The following is a 15,480-nucleotide window of genomic DNA, read 5'->3' as shown; positions in this document are numbered from 1 at the left end:
TTCAACGAAGGAGTACGCACATGCCGGCATCCGCTGAAGACACCTTGAAGCAACTCCGCGACGCGCGCGAGCAGCGCGAGAAAACAGAGCGGGAGCAGGTGGCGGCGGCCCGGGCCACGTCTGGCAAGGAGCCCTTCGACATCGAGAAGCTCCATGCCCTCTACAACCTGACGTGGGATCTGCATGATGCGCCACTCACGCCCTCGATCATCGAGGACTACGAGCGGAGGTACTACCTGGGGGCGTCCCAGGTGAAGACGCTCCAGCAGTTCGCGGATCTCCTCACCGTGCTGCGCGACAACGACGCGGGCTGACATGCGTGCTAGCGGGTGCACACCGTGCATCCATCTGCACACGGTACGGCGTGGCTTCCGGAGGACGTGGCTCCGGGCATGACGGTTGCTACCGGGGACGGTATGTCCATGCGCCCCCTGATCCTCCTGTGCGTCCTCACCGCGTCCGTGGCCCACGCCGATCCCTCGCTGCCTGAGGATGAGACCTGGCTCATGGTGGGCCCGCTCTACAGCAGCTCGGCTCAAGGCATCGGGCTGGGCCTGGAGACGTCACTCAACTTCACGAGCGACATCCATGCCCTGGGCATGTTCGGTCAGGCGCAGTGGATGGAGGACTCGCATACGCGGCTGGCCGCCGGCATCCAGGGCAACTTCCTGCTGCTGGGATTGGAGCTGGGCGTGATGCATGAAACGGAGAGCCCGTTGTACGCGGCCACGACGGGACTCCATGTCGCGCCCTATTTCTCCTTCGTCTACGGCTCGGTGGGCCTGCGCCTGGGCATTCCCCTGTACGCCCCGGACAACGGCCTGCCCCGGCGTGGGTTTGAAACGGCTTTCGTCCTGAGCGTGAAGCTCCCCGTGCTGGTGGGCGGACGCGCCGCTGTTCCCATCGCGCACCTGTGAGCGGGCTCAGAGCGCCTTGACGTAGCCCGATCCGCCCTCCAGGGTGACGCTCCGCTCCTCCTCACCGGAGGTCCAGCTGTCCAGGGCTCCAGGTTCAATCCCATACGCCATGCCGCCGGGCAGCGTCACCTTGCGCTTCCCGTCACCCAGCTCGAGCCGGCAGGTGTCGCCCGCCTTGCGGCAGCCCGTGGCGCGCAGGACGTACATCGCGTCGCTCTTCTCGCTCGCCTTGAAGCGCTTGAGCTCGATGCCGTCCTGCGCCGGGGGCGCGGCTCCGCCCAGGAGCACGAGGAGCGCCGCACCCGCCGCGGCCCGCTGTCCCAATCCCATGGTCCTGTCTCCCTGAGGCCTGCCTCCCTCAGGGAGTCGCACGCGGGCCGGCTACTCGGCGACGTAGACGAGTGAGTCCCCCTGGTAGTAGGGCCGGTAGCGGACGCCGCCGCACTGCTGGTAGGCGATGCCGCTCACCGTGGACGCCACGCAGCCCGCGGGCAGCGCCGTGATGGTTTGCGCACCCACCGGCTCCGCCACCACGGTCGTGCTCGCACCGCCGTAATACGCGTCATGACGGGTGGCCGTGCGTCGCGAGGTGCGCCGCGCCACCCGGCGCGACGTGCCGTAGTTCTGGGCCAGGGCCACCTCCGGAAGCAGCTCTCCCATGAAGAAGAGCCCCAGCAATATCGCCGCCGCCCGCTGGCGGGGCCTGCGCGAATGCGTCGTCATTTCGAGCCTCCTTGCTGCTCACCGCCCTGCGAGTCCGGCGCGAGGAACGACACGCGCACCGCATCGCGTGGGGGCGTGAACTGGAACTGCTCCGGGGTGAACCGGGGCGACAGGTTCCACTCGGACAGCGTCACCGAGTACTGCGGCGCTCCCGGCATGTCCCGCGTGGTGATGACGTACTTGCGCGGCAGCGGCCGCGGGCCGTCCTCGACCCACAACTCCCAGTCCACGCCGTCGCGGTTGCGGAACGCCAGGTGGTGCACGGGCACGCCGTCCACCTTGGATTTGCCGATGTAGCTCCCGGACTTCACGTCCTCGGTGAGGGCGGCGTAGGGGTTGCTGACGAGCAGGTCCTCCGCGGGCGCGTCCAGCCCGAGCTTCAGCGACGCCATGTCCAGCATGGCATCCACGTTCGAGGGCGCGGGCGTCGTCGCATAGGCGTTGGAGTCCTCACCATGGAGGGTGAGCCGCTGGCCGTCGTAGAAGAGGTGCAGCCGGGCCAGGTCTCCGGCGCGGTCCACGCGCAGCCGGTTGGGCCGCTGCAGCTTCACGCTGCCCGCGCGCTGCAGCTGGACCTTCTGCCCCGAGTCGAGCACCTGATCGAGCGTCCCCTCGGTGCGGACGGAGAACTCCCGCTGCGCGGCCAGGAAGTCGCTCATCTGGCGCAGGATGCGCTGGGCCTGGGGATCCATCTTGGCTTCGGAGTCAGAGCGCTCGGCGCGAGCCTGCTCCTGCTGCTGCGCGCCTCCGAGCAGCGGTGTCGCTCCCAGGACCAGGGCGAGCAGGGGCCCGCACCACCTCTTCCTCGATCTTCCGCTGCTGCCTGTGTCTGTCATGCACCCCTCCGGTTCTCCAGGACGTTGCGTGCGTGACCTCCGGGCACCAAGGCTCACCGGTCCGACCGCCGCCCCGGCTGGTACCCCCCGGGAGGCTTCGCCAGCAGGGTGGTACTGTCGCGGCCACGCATGAGCACCCCCTCCGTGTCCCGCCTGGACCTGCTTCGCGCCGCCTTCCTCGTGGGGGTGACCAGCTGCGCCACCCTGGTGTTGGAGCTGACGGCCGCCAGGCTCCTGGCGCCCTTCGTCGGGGCCTCGCTTCACACCTGGACGAGCATCATCGGCGTGGTGCTCGCGGGCATCAGCCTGGGCAGCTACGCCGGAGGCCGGTTGTCGGAGCGGGGCGTGTCGTTCCGGTGGCTCGCGGCGCTCACCGCGCTGGGGGCCGTGCTCGCGCTGCTGCCGCTGGGGTGGGTGGCGCTGTTGGGGGAGGGGACCTGGCTGCGGCCCATCCCGGTGCTGCCGCGCACCTTCCTGCTCAGCTTCCTGGGGTTCTTCCCCGTCAGCTTCGTGCTGGCCATGCTGACGCCGCTCGCCCTGCGGTTGCTGTTGCCGGAGCTGCGGCACGCGGGGCGCATCGTGGGCCTGCTGTACGCGCTGGGCACGCTGGGCAGCCTCGCCGGCAACTTCCTCACCGGCTTCGTGCTGATGGCGTGGTTGTCCGTGCCCACCATCGTGCTCACGGTCTCCGGCGCGCTGCTGCTCTGCGCGCTGGTCGCGCTGCCCAGGGCTTCCGTCTCCGCGCCGTCCACTCCGCCTGCCGCGCGCGAGGAGGAATTGGCGCCACCGGACCTCGCGTGGGGTTCCACGGGCGCGGACCTGCGCACCCGGCCCGTGCTGGCGTGCTTCCTGGTGGCGTGCGCCAGCTTCTGCACGCTCGCCATCGAGTTGGCGGCCAGCCGCATCCTCGCGCCCACCGTGGGCGTCGCGCTGCTCAGCTGGACGGCCATCATCGGCGTGGTGCTGGCGGGCATGGCCCTGGGCAACCTCGTGGGCGGCTATCTCGCGGACCGGTGGCCGCGCCCGGACGTGCTCGCCGCCTCCCTGCTGGTGGCGGCCGCGAGCTGCCTGCTGATCCCGCCCATCCACCGGTGGCTGGAGGCGCGAGACGCGTTCGAGGGCATGGGGCTCCAGGCCCGCATCGTCGCGCTCACGGCCATCGTGTTCCTGTTGCCGGTGACGGCCCTGGGGACCCTGTCGCCGCAGGTGCTCCGGCTGGCGCTGGCGGACGTGGGGCAGGCGGGGCGCACCGTGGGCCGGCTGTCCGCGTGGAGCACCGCGGGCGCGCTCCTGGGTTCGTTCCTCACCGGCTGGTGGCTCATCGCGAAGGTGGGCGTCTACCCCCTGGTCGTGGGGGCCAGCCTGGGGCTGGTGGCGCTGGCGGCCTACGTGGGCCAGGTGTGGCGGCAGCCCCGCTTCTTCGGCGCCACCGCGGGCACGCTCGCGCTGGCGGGCGTCCTCGGCTCACTGGGGCTGTTCGCGTCTCCCTGCACGGTGGAGACGGACTACTTCTGCATCCAGGTCCACAAGGTGGAGCACGAGGGCCGGCGGCTGCTGGCCCTGCAGCTGGATCACCTGACGCACACGCTGGTGGACCTGAAGGACCCGTCGTACCTGGGCTATCCGCACGAATACATCCACTCGGAGCTGGTGCGGATGGTGGCGGCGCGCACCGGGCATCCCCGGATGTTGTTGATTGGGGGCGGCGGCTACGTGATGCCGCGCTGGGTGGAGAACTACGTCCCGCAGGCCCGGATGGAGGTGGTGGAGATTGATCCGGCCGTCACGCGCATGGCGCTGGAGCGCTTCGGCGTGAAGCCGGACACGCACATCCTCTCGTACAGCATGGACGGGCGGCAGTTCCTCCAGGAGCAGGCGGAGCGCGGCGCGTATGACCTCGTCATCCAGGACGCGGTGAACGACCTGTCGGTGCCCTACCACCTGATGACGCGCGAGTACGACGTGCTGGTGCGCTCGCTGCTCAAGCCGGACGGCATCTACCTGCTGACCGTCATCGACGAGATCCCCCGGGGCTCGTTCCTGCGCTCGGCCTTCCGGACGGTGCAGGACGTCTTCCCGCACGTGGAACTGCTCCATGACGCCCGCGCCGGATCGAAGGGCCAGAACGTCTACATCGTCGCGGGCTCGATGAAGCCCCTGGACCTGGAGCGGCTGCCGGAGGTGCTGCGCGGCGCGGGCATCGAGCAGCCGCGCACGGGCAGGGTGCCTCGCGCGGAGGTCGACGCCTACCTGGCCGCGGGCCCGGCGCTGCTGCTCACGGATGACTTCGCCCCGGTGGACAACCTCCTTGCGGAGCTCTTCCTCCTGCGCGAGGAGGTCACGTCGAAGTAGGGGCTCAATGTCAGACGCGGGGCGACGGAGGGTGGCTTGTCAGGCTGTCTGGGCTTGGCTAGAAGTCCGCCTCTCATGCTCCGAAAGTCTTTGGCCCTCGTGCTTCTGCTCGCCGCGTGCTCCGACGAGCCCGCCGCGCCCGCGCCCGCGCCCGCCGCGCTCATCATCGACCGGAAGTCGTTCGACTTCGGGGAGTGGGAGGCGGGGAAGTCCTCCGCCGAGCAGCTCTTCACGGTGCGCAACGCTTCGCCCGCCAACGTGGAGTCGGTGTCGGTGTCCGTCGAGGGCTCCGACTCCTTCAGCCTGGCCTCCAGCACCTGCGAGAAGTACCTGGCTGCGGGCATGGAGTGCGAGGTGCGCGTGAGGTTCGCGCCCCGCCTGGGGGGCACGCACTCCGCCCGCCTCAAGGTGGCCGGGGCGCCTTCGGTGGAGCAGACGGAGCTCCAGGGCACCGGCTTCGCGTGGGTGGACGTGTCCTCCATGCCGCCGGGCACCCGCGTCATGGCGGGGGATGACTCCTTCACGTGCACCCAGCCGTGCAGACAGGCGGTGCGCAAGGCAGAGGTGACCCTGTACGCCGGTCCGGAAGGGTTCCCGACGTGGGGCGCTGCCTGCGCCAGCGCGCCCCGCAACGGCTGTTTGCTCCGCCTGGACGCGTCGAAGTCCGTCGCCCTGGAGGCATGGACGCCCCTCTATCAGTGGGAGGTGCGGCGGAGCCGCCCACCCGTGACGGTGGCGCCGCTGGCCAATGGCTCCATCGTCGTCCTGGACGCCCTGGGCGTGACGTCGCTGGACAGCGCCGGACAGGAGCGCTGGTCGTTGCCCATGAATGATTACAAGATGGCCGTCACCAGTGACGGGTACATCTCACTGGTGCGCTACGACGGTCTGGTGTCCCAGTACGACAGCAACGGGCGGATCCGGTGGACGTACACGCCCTCGGAGTACATCTACTCGGCGCGCACGGTGGCGGACGGCCTCGGTAACACCTACGTGCTGGGTGTGAAGGTGAACAGTGACGCCACGCAGACGCTGAAGCTCGTCGCGCTGTCGCGCGAGGGCGTCGAGCTGTGGAGCGCCAGCATCAGTGAAGCGCAATTCAACTACTCCTTGGGCCTGGGAGTCGTGGCGGATGGGAGCTCCGTCTACGTCGCGGGCAGCGCGTTCAACCGGGAGGCTCCCCCTCCCGCGAACCCGGTGTTCGTGAAGAACTTCATCCAGAAGCTCACCCCCGCTGGGGTCGTGCTGTGGACGAAGGAGGTCAACTGGGTCCAGGTGTCCTTCGCCCACACGGGTGAGATGATCTCCATCGTCAACCTCGTCTCGCCGCCAGGAGGCGTGATGTCCTGGTGGATGGACCCCGAGGGGAACGTGCTTTGGAACGCGCAGACGCCGACAGGTGAGGGGCCGGGCGTGGCCGACACGTACGTCTTTGCCTCCAACGCCGGCGCCGCCCCCAGGCTGCTCTTTGGCGGGCACGAGCTGCTCCCCGGCACCGAGACCTACGGCCGGGGCTGGTTCGCGGACATGGGCGACAGGTCGAAGCTGGTCCGGGGGTCCGTCACGTACATCGACTCGCCGTATGGCAACGGGGCCTGGGTCAGCAGCCTTGCCTATACGTCCTCCGCCCGTCACGTGGTGGTGGGCGGAGGGTTTGGCAGCTCCGCGGACACGGCGGAGGGCTTCATCCGCCTGTACGACGCCCGCACGCTCACGATGGAGCGCTGACGTCAGGCGTGGGGGCCTCGATGCCGCTTCGGAGCGGCCGCTTCCTCTGTCTTCGAGGGGAGGTCCTCCTCTTGGGGAGGCTCGGTGACCTTGCCGCCTCCACGCTGGCGCTCCTCGGCGAGCGTCATCTGCAATTGCTGGAGCGCCGTGAGCCGTGGCTTCGGGGTGCTCCGGCGCTCCTCCTTGAGGATCCGCTCCAGCTCGATGACCGCCCCGAGCTGGTCGTAGACATCCGTCTGCCCCTGGAGGAAGGAGTCCGCACCGAACACCCCCTGGAAGAAGGGGATGACGTGCCCGTGCTTTCCAAGCGTCGCCGTCACCTCGCCCAGCAATCGGTGCGCGGCATCCTCCGTCCCCACCAGGGACTCGGCCTCCGCCTCGGATTCCAGCCCGGCCAGGGCGGTCCCCAGACGGCTCTTCTTCAGGAGACCCTCCACGCCGTGCAGCGCCTTGGAGAGCTCCTCCGCTCCCTTGTCGCTCTCCAGGAGCAGGAGGTTCAGGTAGAGCGCGCCAATCACAGGCGCTCCCTTCCAGACCTGGAGGCCGCCATCCCCGAAGCGGATCTCCCTGCCGGTTCCGTCATGGAAGACGCCCTTCATCGTCTCCGCGGCCGAGGAGATGAGCGCCGGAGGCCGGGCCGAGAGGTCCCACGCGAGCCCGACCAGGTAGAGGTCGTCTGCCGCCTGCCTCAGCAACGTGAAGTCGAAGGACGGGGTGATGCTCACGCGGCGCAGCCGCACCGAGACATCCTCGCGGGTCGAACGAAGCCCCATCCGCAAGCCGTCATGCGCCGCCTCCACGCCGGACGGCGTGATGCGCAGGGGGACCTCCGCGAGGGGATCACTCCCGCGGACCACCTGGATGAGCGGCCGCGTCCGCTCCGCACGAACCGGGCGCGCCCTGTGCCTGCCCGGCTTCTCCTCCTCGAAGCCCTCCGGGGCCGCCTCCGCCGGCGGAATGATGGCGGCGTCCAGCAGGGCCCAGCAGTCCGTCGCCAGGGGGCGCTCCCGGTCGAAGTAGGTCCACGGAATGAGGCCGTAGCCGTCCATCCCCCAGTCCACGCCCCAGCTGTTCTTGAAGAGCACGTGGGAGTCGCTGTAGCCCACCGCGAGGACGGCATGTCCTCCCTTCACGGCGTCCTGCGGTGCCGGGTAGGGGATGATCCCGCTTGCCTCCACCGCGGGCGTGAACATCGAGCTGAAGCAGGTGAAGCCGAAGGCGAACGGCAGCCCCGCATCCAGCGCACTCTTCAGGTGCCCGATCTTCTCTTCCAGGCGGAAGTACTGGATGGCCCGGAAGTTCTGGGCGAAGGCGTACTGGAAGGCCTGCGGCTCGCGGTCGAAGTCGCTCTCCTTGTAGGGCCAGTATTCCTCCGGCGGCACACCGAAGAGGCGCAACGCGCGGATCGTGCTGCGGATGAAGGCCCCCGTGTCGCCCCGGCCCTCCCAGCCCAGGAGCCGCCGGGTCGCCCGGTAGAGGAAGAAGCGCGAAGCCTCGATGTTCTCGCCCGTCGTCCGGCGTTGGAAATACTCATACAGGCCCACCACCGCGTTCGCCGTGCAGGAGCCAACCTGTCCCTGGTTCTCCACCGCCGAGCACCACTTGCGCAGGTCCACCCGCAGCGGGCCCACCGGCGTAGCGCCCGCTGCCTCCGCCCCCACGGCCCCCTTGGGTGACAGCCGGGGCATGACCGCGGACAGCGAGCGCTGCACCTCGGGTGCACGCACTGTCAGGTCGCGGGGATCCAGCGGATCCGGCAACCAGCCCAATCTTGGAATTTCGTAACTCATGGTCTCCCTCCAATGGTTCCAGTTCGAACCTGGGAGGGATGCGTTCCAAGACAAGGTCCAGGCCATCGAGGCCATGGCGGCCGGGGTGAATCACTTCTCCAAGTCGCCGACGATCTTCTGGAAGGGCGAGGGCTGGCCGGACAGCTTCTGGAAGAAGTTCCGGGCGTCGGTGCCCTCGTCGTAGTTCTTGAAGGCCAGGTCGTTGCTGTTCTTCCCGTCGGGCTTCAGGCCCGAGTAGTCCTGGCGGGCCGGCAGGCCATGCTCGGCGCGGATGGCGTTCTCCGTGGGGTTCGTCCGGGTGTGCGGCGTGGGGCGCAGGCCAATGGTCTCGAACTCCTCGCGCAGGCGGAGGCGGTCGTCCACGGTCTCCTTCATGTTGGCCGAGTGCGACGGGTACTGCTTGAAGACGTCCGCGTCGCTGTGCTTGCTGGCGGCCAGGGGGCTCACCTGGACGCCGTTGGACGCGCGCCACGCGTGGACCGACTCGTGGCCCAGGCTGTTGAAGCGCTGGCCGCCGCCGTTCTCGTTGTACTTCACGTCGCTGGCCGTGCCGGCGCCGGGCTGGCCGTCGTAGCGGTACGCCGGGCGGGTGGAGGACAGCGTGCCGTCGTTGCGCGGCACGTGCGAGTTGGGCAGCGCCGAGTTGCGGCCCGAGTAGACATCCATCGCCGTCAGCGGCTGGCGCAGCGTGCCCGTGGCGCCGGGGTTCACGGCCTGGGTGTGGCCGTTGATGTCGTTCAGCATCTGGTTGCCCACGGGCTTGCTCGTGAGGCGGTGGGTGGAGTTGCGCACGTCCTGCGTGAAGTCCGCGAACTGCGCGCCGGACTGGCCGTTGTCACGGCGGGTCCGGATGCCCTGGAGCTTCGGATCCACCACGCCGTAGTCGGCGGGCTTGAGGTTGTTCTTTCCCTCCTGCAGCTGCGCGGGCGTGGCCACCGGCTTCGGCTTCGCCGTCTGGGGATTGGCCGGCAGGCTGTCGCTGCGGGGGCGGGAGGTGGAGGAGCTGGAGCCGAACGAAGAGGGCTTGGAGAACGAAGAGGAGCGCAGCTTCATGGGGGGCCTCGGAAGTGGAGTACAGCGACGGACCACCCCTACTGCACCCCGTGTGCCCACTCGTTCCTGGCCCTGGCGACCCTGGGCCCTTCCTGATTCCAGGGAGTTACGTCGAAGCAGGGGGCCGTCCCTGATGACTGGAGTCGGGGGCCTGATGTCTGGAGACATCAGCCCCTGGCGACGCCCACGCTAGGCTCCCCGGAATGGATTCCCCGCCCGAGGCCGGCCTCTCCACCGATGAGCTCTTCGCCCGCACGCTCCAGGGCGGCGAGGAGGATCCGGACGCGTGGCGGGCCATCTGGCAGCTGCACCACCGCGGCGGTGAGGACGTCTTCCAGCGGGCCGCCGCCTGGCTCCAGTCTTCGTCCCCGAAGGAGCGCGGACGCGGCGCGAACATCCTGGCGCAGCTGGAGTTCCGGCACCGCTCACCGGAGCGCATCGCGCGCTTCACGGACGCGCTGCTGCCGGCGCTCGCGAAGGAGCAGGACGCCGCCGTGCTGGAGGCGATGGCCGCCGCCCTCGGCCACCTGGGAGATCCGCGCGCGGTGCCCGCGCTCCTTCCCCTGAAGGAACACCCGGACGCCCACGTCCGGTTCGGCGTCGTCATGGGGCTGGCGCAACACCGGGATGCCCAGGCGCTCCAGGCCTTGATCCACCTCTCCCGTGACGCGGACGAGACCGTCCGCGAGTGGGCCACCTTCACGCTCGGCTCCCAGGCGCGCGAAGTGGATACGCCGGAGCTGCGCGAAGCGCTGATGGACCGGCTCTCCGAGACCCACGTCAAGATTCGCGGAGAGGCGCTGCTGGGGCTGGCCCTGCGCAAGGACGCGCGCGTCCTCGAACCGCTGCGGCGCGCGCTGGAGGGACCCGGGGTCACCACGCTGGAAGTGGAGGCGGCCCAGGCGCTGGAGGACGCCTCGTTGCTCCCGGTGCTGCTGGCGCACCGCGAGGCCTGCGACGAGGACGACGACCCCGAGTTCCGCGCGGTCCTCTTCGAGGCCATCCACTCACTTTCGAGCCAGGGCTGACGGGGCCTACGGCGCGTTGACGCGGTCGGTGATGCGCAGGTGGCGGGGCTGGGCCTGCACCCGCTCCAGCCAGGAGCGGATGGCGGGGTAGCGGCCGAGGTCGAACCGGCCCTCCTCCGCCACGTGCGTGTATGCATACAGCGCGATGTCCGCGAGGCTGTAGCGCTCGCCCGCGAAGAAGGGCCGCTTGCTCAATTCGCCCTCCATGACGTCGAGCGCGGCGTAGCCCTTCTGGATGCGCTCCTCCAACTCCTTCTCCTTGCCGGCGGGAATGCCGAAGAAGGTCAGCCACGCCCGGGCCACGGCGACGTAGGGCTCGTGGCTGTACTGCTCGAAGAACATCCACTGGAGCATCCGCGCCCGCTCCAGCCGGCCGGTGGGGAGGAACGGCGTCCCTTCCGCGAAGTACCAGAGGATGGCGTTGGACTCGGCGAGGAAGACGCCGGGCTCCAGCTCCACGGTGGGCGTCCGGGCAATGGGGTTCATCGCCTTGAACTCCGGCGTGCGCGTCTCTCCCGCGGAGAGGTCCACCTCCCGCGTTTCAAACGGAATCGCGAGCTGATGGAGCAGGAGGCGGACCTTGTAGCAATTCCCGGAGGGATGGAACTGGTGGAGCTTGATCATGGGAGGGGAGTCTACTTCCGCTCGAAACGCACATCCCCGAAGACGAAGCCCGTCACCTGGCGGGTTCCATCGCGCGTCAGGCGCAGCAGGCCGTGGGGCGTGTTGAACGCATCCGCGAAGGACTCCACCAGCGGATTCGTTCCCAGGGCGCGTCCCTTCAGCACCGCCTTCCCATCCTTCAGCTCGATGCGCCAGGTCGTGTCCAGCTCGGGGCTGAAGTACGTCCCGACCAGCTGCTTCCAGGCGTCATCGGAGAGCGGAGTGGCCGGCGGCACCCGCTGGAAGGACGTCCGGATTTCCTGGCCGCGCAGGAGCGTCATCTGCTCGCCCGCGAAGGCGACCGCCAATGGCGCCCCCTCCACCTCGAAGCGGTCGGCGCCCGCCGGCCGGAGGGGGAGCGCGCGTCCCGGCATCGCGAGCTCCAGCTTGCCGTCCTGGACGCGGACGTTCAGCACGCGGTGGGCGGCGTCGTCGTAGTAGGTCCCGGCGTACCGGGCGAAGTCCCCGCTCGCGGGCTCCGGCGCGCGAGTCGCAGCGGCCTTCGTTTCCTGCTCCGTGGCCTGGAAGGCGTTGCCCAGGACCAGGTCGGCCACGCGCTCGGCGAGATCCGGTCTGGTGTCCGCCCGGTTGCAGAGGATGGCGATGGAGACGTGTTGCACGGGGAAGCGCATCAACATGGCGCGATAGCCTCCCCAGGCTCCGCTGTGCTGGACGCGCTGCGCTCCGCGATAGGTGTCCAGGAACAGGCCCCGGCCGTAGCCCGTCCTGTCTCCCGAGCTCAGGGTCCCTCGCTCCAGGAGCCCGTCGACGAGGGCGCGTCCGCCTACCTTGGCACTGGAGAAGTTCTCCTCCCATTTCACCAGCTCGGTGACGCTGGTCTGGACCTGTCCGTCGCCGAGCTGGTTCCAGTTGGACATGTCCAGCCGGTACTCCTTGTTGCCCGCGGGCGCATAGGCCGTGGCGCGGCCGGGAACGACGGCGGTGTGGTCCTCGCGCAGATGGCTCCGTGCCATGCCCAGCGGCTGGAAGAGCCGCTCCTTCGCGAACACGGCCAGGCTCTTGCCCGTGACGCGCTTCACGATGAGCGACGCGAGGAAGTAGCCACTGTTGCTGTATTCAAAGCGCGTCCCGGGCTTGAACCGCAGCGCGCGCTGGCGGGCAATGACAGCCAGGGCCTCGTCGTCGTCCGTGACGTCCTCGTAGTAGTGGCCCTGAAGGAAGAGCAGGTCCGTGTAGTCGCGAAGCCCGCCCGTATGGTGGAGCAGGTGGTCGACGGTGATGGGCGTCCCGTAGTCCGGGAGCTCCGGCAGGTACTTCCGGATGTCATCCGTCAGCGCGAGCTTTCCCTCCTGCGCCAGCAGCACGACGCTCGCGGCGGTGAACTGCTTGGACACCGAGCCGATGTCGAACAGCGTCGTGGAGGTGATGGGCGTGCCCTGGTTCAGGTCCGCCACGCCGTAGCCCTTGGAGTAGAGGATCCGCCCGTCCTGGTAGATGCCGAGCGCGCAGCCCGGGGTGGACGGGCCGCTGTAGTCCTTGAACACCGCGTCGATGCGAGCCGGCTGGATGCGGACGGCCGGCGGTGGGGCGGCCCCGGCCGGAAGTGCCGTCATGAGTCCGACGAGGCCGACCACCGTGAAGCGCAGCGAGGTGTGCATGGGAACTCCTCAGCGAGTGGACAACATTTCAAGGCACGCGGATGCCGTGGCGAAGGAGCGGTGCCCGCACCTGCGTCTCCGCGGTCTCCTGGCTCACCGTGATGTAGTCCTGGGACTCCATCCATCCCAGCTCCGTCACGTGCTCCAGCAGGAAGCCCTCGCTCGTGACGCCGTCCTTGGTGGTGCTGCGAAGCTTCTCCCAGAAGGGCGCCTGCGCATCCAGGGCCTCGCGTGCCACGCGTCCCAGCCGGTCCTTCTCCGCGGCGTCCAGGTCCGGGGCCAGCCAGTCCAGGTACAGGTAGCCCAGCCGTCCGTGCAGGGCCTCCTCCTGGACCAGCGTCGTCAGCACCGCGCGCGTCAGCGGGTGGGACGTCGCCCGGAGGCAGCCGGACAGGAGCGCGAAGGAGAGCGTCTCTCCCACGCAGCACACGCGCACGATGAGCTCACTGGCCCGCTGGAGCCAGGTGAGCGACGGGTCGAAGGTCGCGGCGAACGCCCCGGGTGCATAGGACAGCCGGGTGCCGCCCCCCAGCCGCATGGCCATCCGCGCGCAGAGCTCCACGTGGTGGATCTCCTCCGCGGGGAAGCGAGCCGCCAGGCTCCACAGGTCCAGGGGCACGCGCGCCTCACCCATCACCTGGACCAGCTGGCCCATCACCGTCGCGCTGCCAAACTCGTTGAGCGCCCGCAACGTCCACGAGTACCGCGCCCGCTCCAGCAGCGCCGCCGGGTAGCGCGACGGCTCCAGCGAGTCCCACGGATAGCGTTCCGCCACGTGGCCCGACGCCCGCTCATGCAGCGTCAGCGCGGGGCCGTCCGTCAGGTCCAGCTCGAAGAGCGTATCGGTGGTCATGCCGGGCACGTTGCCTCAAGGCTGCGGGATGACGCCTGCGTCCGTCCCCGCGTCGGTGCCCGCGTCTATCGGGAACTTGTCGGTGCCATTGGACGGGTCGCAATCCCAGTCAGTCAGTCCACCGTCATAGACACACGGCCCGGGGTTGGTCGTCATGCCGATGCCGCACGCGACCATCGTGAAGGCCGCGCTCGCGGCGGTGGCGGCCAGCAGCACGCGGCCCCGGCGACGCTCCGGAGGGGTGGGCAGGGAAGGGGACGACGCATCGGGCTTCGAGGGGAAATCGCTCATGGATGACTCGCGGTTCGCCGGCCCGACAGCTCGCCTGGACCCTATCCCGGACGGACCGGGCTTGTCATGCTGGGCTACGGTCGCCAGGCGCACCATTCAGGGGGAAGAAGCGGCATGAGGTTCTGGGTGTTCGTCGTGATCAGCGTGGTGATGGGGGGCTGCTCCACCCGTGAAGGCGACAGTGATGTGGATGGCGGCGGGGACGTCGTCGTGGATGCGGGCTCTACTGATGGAGGCCTCGACGCGGGGATCGATGCAGGCCTCGATGCGGGTATCGACGCGGGCACGGACGGGGGGCTCGATGCGGGCGCCGACGCGGGGGTTGACGCGGGGCGGTGCACGGAGGACGCGGACTGCCTTGCCTCGGAAATCTGCCATCCCACGGCGAAGGTCTGTGTCCAGACCTGCATGAGCGCCGCGGACTGTCCGGACTCGGCGAAGATGTGCGACGCGCTCAGTGCCACCGATTCGCGGCAGATCTGCAAGTGCGCCACGGATGTCCTGTGCAACGAGGGGCGGAGCACCTTCGACCTCGTGTGCTCCATCCAGGATGCCGTCTGCACGCCGAAGTGCACGGCGGACACGGAGTGCGCCGAAGGGCAGCGCTGCGATACCGCGTCGGGGCATTGCAAGGTGCGCGGTGACTCCGGAGTCCCCTGTACGGGCGAGGGACAGTCGAACTGCGACTACGGCACGCACTACTGCACCACCGGCATCTGCGTGCCGCTCGTTGACCCCACGTGCGCCAACTACCAGAACTTCCCGAACAAGGACCAGCTGGGCACCACCGGCCCCATCCTCTACGACGCTCGCCGGGTGAGCGTCAGCACCGACCCGGCAGCCTGTGGGAGCGCGACCCCCAAGCGCATGGACATTGCCCTCTCCGCGTATTCCAGCAGGCCCTTCCCGATGCTCAAGTCGGAGCTGAACGGCTTCTTCCGGGTGATGGTGGATGGGTCGACCCGGGATGGTCTGTCACACATGGCCCCGGGGAACAGCTACACGGTGTCAGGCGAAAACCGGGAGCGCGCGGAGCTCGTCGTGAGTCTCTGCGCCGTGCCGGAGAGCATCACCATTTCAAGCGCCTTCTACTTCACGAACGGCAACTTCCTCTGCCACCAGGCCAACTTCTAGCCCGCGGCGAGCGGAGGACCGCCGCGTGGTCCGGCGCCGTTCCGTAGTAGGAACGCTCCGATGTCCAAACTCGACGACGCCTCGCTCCTGGAACAGCTGGACACCGCCTTTGACACGCTCTGTGCCACCCGGGTCTCGGACTGGGTGGACCCCGACCGGGTCCTCGCCGCGGTCGACCTGGCCCTGACGCCCGAGCGGGTGACGGGCTGGCATGCCCGGCTGGGCGTCCCCCTGCGAACGCGCCTGCTCGCGCGCGGGGCGGCGAGCCACATCAAGCTGGGCGCGTGGCTCCCCGCCGAGGTCGCCGCGTCCCTGACGACGCTGCTGGGCAAGCCGGTGCACCTGCCTCGCAAGGCCATCGACGAGATGGTGGCGTCCGAGCAGGTGCGGGAGACCGTGCGCACCACGCTCCAGGAGACCCTGTCGTCCCTGGTGAGCAAGGTCATCGCGGGCGCTCCCGGGGTGGGCGGAGGCGGCGGGTTGCGGGATGCGC

Annotated in this window: 16 protein-coding genes; 7 read left to right on the top strand and 9 right to left on the bottom strand. The window is 69.3% G+C overall.

What is annotated here, in order from left to right; translation table 11 throughout:
- Positions 1-20: 20 nt before the first annotated feature.
- The gene (locus D7X55_RS03625; RefSeq protein WP_147470022.1) at positions 21-314 is read left to right on the top strand and encodes a hypothetical protein; all 294 of its coding nucleotides are present in this window, start codon (positions 21-23) and stop codon (positions 312-314) included.
- A gap of 108 nt (positions 315-422) precedes the next feature.
- Positions 423-917, top strand: coding sequence for a hypothetical protein (locus tag D7X55_RS03620; RefSeq protein ID WP_147470021.1), 495 nt, complete (start codon positions 423-425; stop codon positions 915-917).
- A gap of 6 nt (positions 918-923) precedes the next feature.
- Here D7X55_RS03620 and D7X55_RS03615 read toward each other — a convergent pair whose 3' ends face one another.
- The 3 genes from D7X55_RS03615 to D7X55_RS03605 are packed head-to-tail and all read right to left on the bottom strand — an operon-like array spanning position 924 to position 2,476.
- On the bottom strand, positions 924-1,247 hold the full coding sequence (locus D7X55_RS03615; RefSeq protein ID WP_147470020.1) for a hypothetical protein: 324 nt from the start codon (positions 1,245-1,247) through the stop codon (positions 924-926).
- Between the two features lie 51 nt (positions 1,248-1,298).
- Positions 1,299-1,640: a hypothetical protein gene (locus D7X55_RS03610; RefSeq protein WP_120548482.1), complete on the bottom strand. Its 342-nt coding sequence runs from the start codon at positions 1,638-1,640 to the stop codon at positions 1,299-1,301.
- On the bottom strand, positions 1,637-2,476 hold the full coding sequence (locus D7X55_RS03605) for a DUF2092 domain-containing protein (protein ID WP_120548481.1): 840 nt from the start codon (positions 2,474-2,476) through the stop codon (positions 1,637-1,639). Before D7X55_RS03605 ends, D7X55_RS03610 begins: the two co-directional genes overlap by 4 nt.
- Before the next feature lie 129 nt (positions 2,477-2,605).
- Between D7X55_RS03605 and D7X55_RS03600 the strand changes: the two genes are divergently transcribed.
- Positions 2,606-4,828, top strand: a complete 2,223-nt coding sequence (locus D7X55_RS03600) for a fused MFS/spermidine synthase (protein WP_199746853.1) — start codon at positions 2,606-2,608, stop codon at positions 4,826-4,828.
- Between the two features lie 75 nt (positions 4,829-4,903).
- Entirely contained in the window at positions 4,904-6,556 is a 1,653-nt protein-coding gene (locus tag D7X55_RS03595) for a choice-of-anchor D domain-containing protein (RefSeq protein ID WP_121722231.1), read from the top strand.
- Between the two features lie 2 nt (positions 6,557-6,558).
- Here the strand turns inward: D7X55_RS03595 and D7X55_RS03590 are convergent, their stop codons facing one another.
- Together D7X55_RS03590 and D7X55_RS03585 are read right to left on the bottom strand one after the other, a co-directional pair.
- On the bottom strand, positions 6,559-8,346 hold the full coding sequence (locus D7X55_RS03590) for a C1 family peptidase (RefSeq protein ID WP_199746852.1): 1,788 nt from the start codon (positions 8,344-8,346) through the stop codon (positions 6,559-6,561).
- 90 nt (positions 8,347-8,436) lie between these two features.
- Entirely contained in the window at positions 8,437-9,399 is a 963-nt protein-coding gene (locus D7X55_RS03585) for a M91 family zinc metallopeptidase (RefSeq protein WP_121722230.1), read from the bottom strand.
- Positions 9,400-9,602: 203 nt separating this feature from the next.
- Here D7X55_RS03585 and D7X55_RS03580 point away from each other — a divergent pair, with 203 nt between their 5' ends.
- Positions 9,603-10,427, top strand: a complete 825-nt coding sequence (locus D7X55_RS03580) for a HEAT repeat domain-containing protein (protein WP_121722229.1) — start codon at positions 9,603-9,605, stop codon at positions 10,425-10,427.
- Positions 10,428-10,433: 6 nt separating this feature from the next.
- On the opposite strand, the gene D7X55_RS03575 is transcribed toward D7X55_RS03580, so the two are convergent.
- Genes D7X55_RS03575 through D7X55_RS03560 form a run of 4 tightly spaced genes read right to left on the bottom strand, consistent with a single transcriptional unit; the run spans position 10,434 to position 13,853 of the window.
- A complete protein-coding gene (locus D7X55_RS03575) occupies positions 10,434-11,051 on the bottom strand; it encodes a glutathione S-transferase family protein (RefSeq protein WP_120547387.1) in 618 nt (205 codons plus the stop codon).
- An 11-nt stretch (positions 11,052-11,062) separates the two neighbouring features.
- The gene (locus D7X55_RS03570; protein WP_120547386.1) at positions 11,063-12,709 is read right to left on the bottom strand and encodes a serine hydrolase; all 1,647 of its coding nucleotides are present in this window, start codon (positions 12,707-12,709) and stop codon (positions 11,063-11,065) included.
- A gap of 28 nt (positions 12,710-12,737) precedes the next feature.
- On the bottom strand, positions 12,738-13,562 hold the full coding sequence (locus D7X55_RS03565; RefSeq protein ID WP_120547385.1) for a hypothetical protein: 825 nt from the start codon (positions 13,560-13,562) through the stop codon (positions 12,738-12,740).
- Between the two features lie 15 nt (positions 13,563-13,577).
- Positions 13,578-13,853 carry a hypothetical protein gene (locus D7X55_RS03560; protein WP_120547384.1) on the bottom strand — a complete coding sequence of 92 codons (276 nt, stop codon included), beginning with the start codon at positions 13,851-13,853 and terminating at the stop codon, positions 13,578-13,580.
- A 114-nt stretch (positions 13,854-13,967) separates the two neighbouring features.
- On the opposite strand from D7X55_RS03560, the gene D7X55_RS03555 reads away from it, so the two are divergent.
- A complete protein-coding gene (locus D7X55_RS03555) occupies positions 13,968-14,987 on the top strand; it encodes a hypothetical protein (protein WP_121722228.1) in 1,020 nt (339 codons plus the stop codon).
- Between the two features lie 60 nt (positions 14,988-15,047).
- On the top strand, positions 15,048-15,480 hold a 433-nt coding region (locus D7X55_RS03550), incomplete at its 3' end, for a hypothetical protein (RefSeq protein WP_147470019.1).

Origin of the sequence: Corallococcus sp. AB049A, from assembly GCF_003668885.1 — a bacterium.
In the GTDB taxonomy this organism is placed as follows: Bacteria; Myxococcota; Myxococcia; order Myxococcales; family Myxococcaceae; genus Corallococcus; species Corallococcus interemptor.
The sequence above is the reverse complement of the archived record's forward strand: the minus strand, read 5'-3'. Positions and strand labels throughout refer to the sequence as shown.